Source organism: Mesorhizobium sp. M1A.F.Ca.IN.020.06.1.1 (genome assembly GCF_004023265.1).
Taxonomy (GTDB): Bacteria; Pseudomonadota; Alphaproteobacteria; order Rhizobiales; family Rhizobiaceae; genus Mesorhizobium.
The window spans coordinates 1-1,295 of record NZ_RZSR01001291.1 but is presented as its reverse complement, the minus strand read 5'-3'; the positions used below and the strand labels follow the sequence as shown (position 1 = coordinate 1,295).

The following is a 1,295-nucleotide window of genomic DNA, read 5'->3' as shown; positions in this document are numbered from 1 at the left end:
GTATGAGGACGAGCCATGAATCACGACGCCTACGACAACAGCTACATTGCCGGCATTCTGAACTCGGTGAAGACCATTGCCATGGTCGGCGCCTCGCCCAACGACGTGCGGCCGAGCTATTTCGTGCTGAAATATCTGCTGGCCAAGGGTTTTTCGGTGTTGCCGATCAATCCCGGTCATGCGGGAAAGCAGATCCTTGGACAGACGGTCTATGCCAGCCTGGCCGACCTGCCGCACCCGGTCGACATGATTGACATTTTTCGCGGCTCGGCCGCTGTCCCTGGCATCGTCGAGCAGGTACTGAAGCTCGATCCGCTGCCGAAGGTCGTTTGGATGCAGCTAGGTGTTCGCCATGACCAGGCCGCCGCGCGCGCCGAGGCAGCCGGCATCAAGGTGGTCATGAACCGCTGTCCCAAGATCGAATATGGCAAGCTGTCGGGCGAGATCGGCTGGACCGGCGTCAACTCCGGCGTGCTATCGTCGAAGAAGCCATTGATGCGCAAGGGTTTCCAGAGTTTTGGCGTGCGCCAGAAATAGACGGACAACCAGGCGCGCAAAACTATTCCGGGAAGAAATGGATTTTCCCGGGCGTTCGCCGCAGATCGCACGCCGAAAGGTATTTTGTTCTTTGCATTCACGACCGCGCTTGGCCAAGAATGCCCGGCGATTTTCGCAAGTTTGAGAGGGAGGCTTCGATGACCCGTACGCCCGGTTTCAACACGCTCGCCGTCCATGCCGGCGCCAAGCCGGACCCGGCGACCGGCGCGCGCGCCACGCCGATCTATCAGACCACCTCCTATGTCTTCGATGACGCCGACCACGCCGCCTCGCTGTTCGGGCTGAAGGCCTTCGGCAACATCTATACCCGCATCATGAACCCCACGCAGGCGGTTCTCGAGGAGCGTCTCGCCGCGCTCGAAGGTGGCACTGCCGCGCTGGCCGTCGCCTCCGGCCACGCCGCCCAGGTCATCGTCTTCCACAATCTGATGCGGCCGGGTGACAATTTCGTATCTGCCACAAAGCTTTATGGCGGCTCCATCAACCAATTCGGCCACGCCTTCAAGAATTATGGCTGGGAGGTCCGCTGGGCCGATACCAACGATCCATCGACCTTTGAGAGCCAAATCGACGACAACACCAGGGCGATCTTCATCGAAAGCCTCGCCAATCCGGGCGGCATCTTCGTCGACATCGAGAAGATCGGCGACATCGCTCGCAGGCACGGCCTGCCGCTGATCGTCGACAACACGCTGGCCTCGCCCTATCTCGTGCGGCCGATCGAGCATGGCGCCGAC

2 protein-coding genes are annotated in these 1,295 nt (G+C 60.8%); both read left to right on the top strand.

The window, feature by feature from the left end; all coding sequences use genetic code 11:
- Positions 1-15 precede the first annotated feature (15 nt).
- Positions 16-537: a CoA-binding protein gene (locus EOA60_RS33380; protein ID WP_095801296.1), complete on the top strand. Its 522-nt coding sequence runs from the start codon at positions 16-18 to the stop codon at positions 535-537.
- 158 nt (positions 538-695) lie between these two features.
- On the top strand, positions 696-1,295 hold a 600-nt coding region (locus EOA60_RS33375; protein WP_128312639.1), incomplete at its 3' end, for an aminotransferase class I/II-fold pyridoxal phosphate-dependent enzyme.